Origin of the sequence: Fibrobacter sp., from assembly GCA_012523595.1 — a bacterium.
Classification (GTDB): Bacteria; Fibrobacterota; Chitinivibrionia; order Chitinivibrionales; family Chitinispirillaceae; genus JAAYIG01.
The window spans coordinates 1-5,788 of the sequence record JAAYIG010000239.1 but is presented as its reverse complement, the minus strand read 5'-3'; the positions used below and the strand labels follow the sequence as shown (position 1 = coordinate 5,788).

The 5,788-nt window shown below is 43.1% G+C and carries 4 protein-coding genes; 1 reads left to right on the top strand and 3 read right to left on the bottom strand.

Annotated elements, in window-relative coordinates; translation table 11 throughout:
- The coding region (locus GX089_16635; protein NLP04123.1) for a DNA topoisomerase IV subunit A at window positions 1–1,467 on the bottom strand (1,467 nt) is incomplete at its 3' end.
- Window positions 1,467–3,266 (bottom strand): type IIA DNA topoisomerase subunit B, encoded by a 1,800-nt coding sequence (locus GX089_16630; GenBank protein NLP04122.1) that lies wholly within the window; start codon window positions 3,264–3,266, stop codon window positions 1,467–1,469. The genes GX089_16635 and GX089_16630, both read right to left, overlap by 1 nt.
- Window positions 3,267–3,650: 384 nt before the next feature.
- On the opposite strand from GX089_16630, the gene GX089_16625 reads away from it, so the two are divergent.
- The gene (locus GX089_16625) at window positions 3,651–4,724 is read left to right on the top strand and encodes a hypothetical protein (GenBank protein NLP04121.1); all 1,074 of its coding nucleotides are present in this window, start codon (window positions 3,651–3,653) and stop codon (window positions 4,722–4,724) included.
- On the opposite strand, the gene GX089_16620 is transcribed toward GX089_16625, so the two are convergent.
- Window positions 4,709–5,446, bottom strand: coding sequence for a hypothetical protein (locus tag GX089_16620; protein NLP04120.1), 738 nt, complete (start codon window positions 5,444–5,446; stop codon window positions 4,709–4,711). The two genes, GX089_16625 and GX089_16620, sit on opposite strands and share 16 nt — an antisense overlap.
- Window positions 5,447–5,788: the final 342 nt, after the last annotated feature.

The window sequence follows — 5,788 nt, the reverse complement described above, 5'->3', positions numbered from 1 at the left end:
GTTACCGTTTACCTCATAGCCCAGATAGCCTGTGTCGCGGTCGTAGCGCAGCTTCAGATTGCGCTGGGCAGCATCCCTGGCATCCACCTTTTTGAGAGAAACAAGTTCTGTCCTGCGCGGGTACTGATCCTGATATTTCTCTATCAGTTTATTGAGAAATCCTATAGAATAGTCGATGATGCCGGCAAGTGATTCACGGATCTCTTTGAGCCGGTCCTTTATCGCCTGCATCTCTTTTTTTGCCTTATTTATGTCATAGAGGCTGATACGGCGAATAGGAATCTTGAGCAGGGTTTCAACATCCTCCACTGTGACTTCCCGTTTTATTTCATCTTTGAACGGTTCCAGTCCGCTCAGAACCGCTTCAATAACGGCCTCGGCTGTTGTTTTCTCCTCGATTCGCTTGTAGATTCGATTCTGAATAAAGATCTGTTCGAGTGTCCGGGCGTGGAGTTTGTCTTTGAGCTGCCGCTCTTCCAGTTTGAGTTCCGCCTTGAGAATCTCTACGAGCTGGTGTGCATTTTTCCTGATTACATCAGAGGCGCTCATCTGTACCGGCTTGCCGTCTTTGATCACCATGAGATTGACAGAAATAGAATTCTCACATTCTGTAAAGGCATACAGCGCATCCACAGTATCACTGGTGTGCACACCTCTGGCGAGCCGTACTTCTATTTCCACGTTTTCTGCAGTAAAATCACTGATTCCTGCGATCTTCAGTTTTCCTTTTTTTGAAGCCGCTTCGATAGAAGAGATGACAGATTCTGTTGTGGAACCAAAGGGAATTTCACGGATCACAATTTTTTTCGGATCACTTGTGTCAAGTTTGGCCCTGACAAGGACTTTTCCGTTCCCGTCATTGTACTCGGAAACATCGGCATACCCCCCGCCAGGGAAATCCGGGAAAAGAAGAAGCTGTTCATCCTGAAGGCACGCAATTTCGGCTTCGAGCACCTCGATAAGATTATGAGGAAGAATCTTTGTGGCCATTCCGACAGCTATTCCTTCAGCACCAAGTGCCAGGAGAACAGGGATCTTAGCAGGAAGAGTCACAGGTTCTTTATTACGTCCATCATAGGAACCAATAAATTCGGTGATTTCCGGGTTAAAAAGGGTATCTTTTGCCAGTTGAGAAAGACGGCACTCGATATATCGTACTGCGGATGCGGGATCTCCGGTGTAGATGTTTCCGAAATTTCCCTGTTTTTCGATAAAAAGGTCCTTATTGGCCAGGGTCACAAGAGCATCCCCGATCGATGCATCTCCGTGGGGATGATAACGCATGCACTGACCTACCACATTGGCGACCTTATGAAACTTCCCGTCATCCATTTCCCACAATGTGTGCAGAATTCTGCGCTGAACCGGCTTCAGACCGTCGTTTATATGCGGAATAGCCCTGTCCTTTATAACATAGGAAGCGTATTCCAGAAAATTAAGATCGAAAAGAGGTTTTAAATATGCCATTATAGCAGATTCTCCATTATATATTCCCGTCTATAGGGTGTGTTTTTTCCCATGTAGAAATCCAGTGTTTCAGGAATATTTTTGACATTTTTAACATTGACTTCCACCAGGCGCATGTCGGGTCCGATAAACTGTCCGAACTCTTTGGGCGAAATCTCACCCAGACCTTTGAACCTGGTCACCTCCGGATCTTTTATCTCCCTTACGGCGATATCCCTTTCCTTTTCATTGTAGCAGTACCGTGTCTCTTTTTTATTACGGACCCGGAAAAGCGGAGTTTCCAGTATATAAACATGATTGGAAACTACCAGTTCTTCAAAAAAGTTCAGAAAGAAAGTCATCAGAAGGTTTCTTATATGAAACCCGTCAACATCAGCATCAGTAGCAAGTACAATCCGGTTGTATCTCAGACCCTCAATCCCATCCTCTATCCCCAGCGCCATCATCATATTGTATAGTTCTTCATTCTGGTAGATAGCCGATTTATTACGTCCGAACACATTCTGCGGCTTTCCTTTCAGAGTGAAAATAGCCTGGGTCATCACATCCCGCGCAGAGATAATAGAACCTCCCGCAGACTGTCCCTCAGTAAGGAATATTGTCGATTCCTCTCCTCTGCCGCCGTCGGGAAGATGGTATTTGCAGTCCCGAAGATTGGGAATTTTGATCTCTATTCTCTTTGCCGCTTCCTTGGCTTCTTTCTTGACAGCATTAAGTTCGGTACGCAGTTTTTCATTCTGGACTATTTTGTTTTCGAGCTGACGGGCGGCTTCGGAGTTCTTGTGTAAAAAGTCAACCACTCCGGATTTGACTTCAGATACGATCCATCCTCTGATTTCTGTATTGCCAAGTTTGTTTTTAGTCTGTGATTCGAAAACCGGGTTTTTCAGTTTGATGGCAACAGCTCCCCCGATTCCCTCCCTGACATCGACACCGTTATAGTTTTTTTTGAAAAATTCGTTTACACCCTTTAGAATTCCCTCTCGGAAAGCACTCAGGTGTGTACCGCCGTCAGTGGTGTGCTGTCCATTAACAAAAGAGAAATAGGTCTCTCCATAGGACTGAGTGTGAGTAAAGGCAAACTCAAGCTGCCTGGATTTATAGTAAGCGATATTGTAAACGGTTTTATCCCCGATTTCATTCTGCAGAAGATCATACAGACCGTTTTTAGACTCAAACTTCTGGCCGGCAAAGATAAGTCTGAGACCGGAGTTAAGGTAGGCGTAGTTCCAGAGCCTTTTTTCCACGTATTCAAAATTGAAGGTATACTCACCAAAGATGTTCTGATCGGGGCAAAACTGAATAAAGGTGCCGTTTGGTTCCGATGTTTTTCCTTTGTTTTTTGATTTGAGTTTACCGCGTTCAAAGCAGGCTTCAAAATACTCTCCACCACGGAAAGCCTTTACCTTGAAGAAGCTCGAAAGTGCATTTACAGCTTTTGTACCAACACCGTTAAGACCAACGCTGAACTGAAAGACATCATCATTGTATTTGGCTCCGGTGTTAATAGTGGAGACACAGTCGATCACTTTACCCAGCGGAATTCCCCGCCCGAAATCGCGGATACTTACGGTATCGTCTTTTATATTGATCTCGATTTTTTTGCCGAATCCCATTATATACTCATCGATGGCATTATCGATAATCTCTTTTAAGAGCACATAAATACCATCATCGGGATTGGACCCGTCACCCAGCCTTCCGATATACATACCTGTACGGAGACGGATATGTTCGAGGGAACTGAGAGTTTTTATTTTACTTTCATCATAAACAGGTATTGAGGAGTACTTATTCATAAAACTCGTATCTCGTTAATAAAGGCAGCCACAGAACAGTGGTAAAATGGGGCAAACCAGAGGAATTTCCGGCCATAGATTGGTTTAATATACATAGATCAAAAAATGGAAACAAGTCAGCCATAACAAATAATGGTATAACCGGAGTATGCACACCACAACTGCTTGTTGTAATAAGTGCGATTCAGACAGACAATAATTGTACCGATTTTATTCTTTTAGTATTGCATGCCTGATTGAATTAAACAGGTTCCTGACTTTATCAGTTCTTTATATTCTTTGCAAAAACTTTCTTCTTTCTTTTTCTCTAAACGGCAAAGAAGATGGTTCCTGAATTATTTTCAATGATCATTTGTAACAGTATGGGATTGGAAAAATATGGAAATGAGCAAAATTATTATCGGGGCGATGCGGTTTAAAGACAGGGAATCTGCTGTTTCCACAATACGTGAAGCAATTGATTCTGGATTTAATTATATCGACACCTCCCCTTGCTACTGCTATAAAAATGCTGATGAAAACTCAGAAAGCTGGGTTGGTGAAGCTGTAAACTACAGGGATTACCGGGATAGGGTAATGATTTCAGCCAAATGCAGCCCCGGTAATGGTGGACTGCTTCTTGGGGAATTCAACCCGGAACAGGGATTCGGGGTACGCACCATTGAACAGCTTAAACAGGTGTTCAATCAATCGCTTAGCAGGCAGAAAGTTGAATCATTTGATTATTATCATCTGTGGACTACTCATACTAAAGAGCAGTTGAATGAGGCGCTCAAACCAGGCGGCTGGTATGATGGAGTAATGAGCCTGAAAGGAGAATGGAAACATCTTGGGATTACCACTCACGCGGATACTCCGACAATACTGGAATTTTTAAAGAGCGGTAAATTCGATACTGTGACAATTCCACTGAATGTGGTAAACAGAACCAGGGAGGGCATACTTGACTATTGTAAAAAGACCGGTATCAGGGTCATAGCCATGAATCCTCTTGCAGGAGGATTTCTCGCGGGGAATGAGAGGTTAAAAGAACTTGCGTTCAGGTATCTTTTTTCACTTCCGGAGGTACATATTCTGGTCGGGTTTACATCTGTTGAAGAGGTCCGGTATGCCCGTCGTATCCTGGACAAATTGGAGGGAAATGTTCCTGTAAAGGAAGAGGTGCTTGCCGAGGCAGACGCCATGCTTGACACAAAAGAGCCACGATGTACATCGTGCGGCTACTGTGCTCCCTGCCCGCAGGGGTTGAATCTGGGAGCCTGTCTCTCCTACTACAATATTTATAAATACATGAAAATAGCTGAAGCTAAAAAGGCATTCCAGGAGAAACAGTGGGAGGAGGGATTAAGACTGGACAGGTGTGTGAAATGCGGAGTATGCCAGAGCAGGTGTCCTAATTCGCTTCCACTGATGGTGATTATACCTGCAGCACAGGAGATGCTTTACCGGGAGTGGTGATTTCTCAAAATTCTTCCTATTTTCTCAGTGTTCAAGCCGGTAATTTCCCCGATCAATTGTAAATCTAAACCTTTTTCTGACATTTTTTGTATTACCAGATATAATTGCTTATCTTTCTTTTCAAGCTCGGCTTCCTTTTTGTCAAGCTGGGTATCTTTCCTCTCAAGCTCAATATCTTTCTTTCTCAACTCTTCTTCGATTTTCTCTCTTTTCAAGCGTTCCTGCCTGTTCAATTTGTCTGCAATTGTTCCCATATACTTCTCTCCACCACTGTGCTCTTCGGCAATTATTCTCCTGAACTGATTATCCATACTTTCGTCTACCATTGTACCCAGGTAGAGTAACACTACTTCCAGATAATCGCATTCCCACTTTCTTATCCTTTGAGCCTCTTCTGATATCCTGATAATCTTGCGTAAAACACTCAACACTTCCAGACTTCTGCTATATTTCAACGCCAACAGAAGCATCTTTAACTTACAGGGTCCTCCACAGTAACCTGCTGAAGGTGAACCCTCTTCAATCGTCTCAGGCTCAAGTACTGTTAAATCCAGAACGATTTTTCTAAAGTCCTGAACAAACTCTCTGGTCTCCTCTATTATTGCGAACAGCGACTCTATACTATTGATGAAATCAAAGGGTGTTTTGCCATTATACACGATTATTGGAATCACCACAGGTAATGCTCCAATTCCATATTGCTTCTTATAACTTTCCCAGATCTACACCATATAGCGTAACAACTGCATATGTGTTTTTTATCCGGAAAGCTCTTATACTCAAAGAGAAGATATGCCCATTGACCGGTATTTAGGAGTTTTGTGCGGCAAAGAATATCAGATCGATATTCTTTGAGGTTTTCATCGACAGGACAAGCCTGGCTAGTTCCTTACAGATTTCAATGTCCTGCATCGATTCACGAAAAAAGCGATCATGCGAGTGATAAATGTCATTCAGATAGTTATTCTGGGGGTCCATACTTGTAGCACAATCTGTGCCAGAAAAAACAAACTTTTACTAATATTGGTGTCATAAACTTCATAAATAGGTATTGATACCAACAC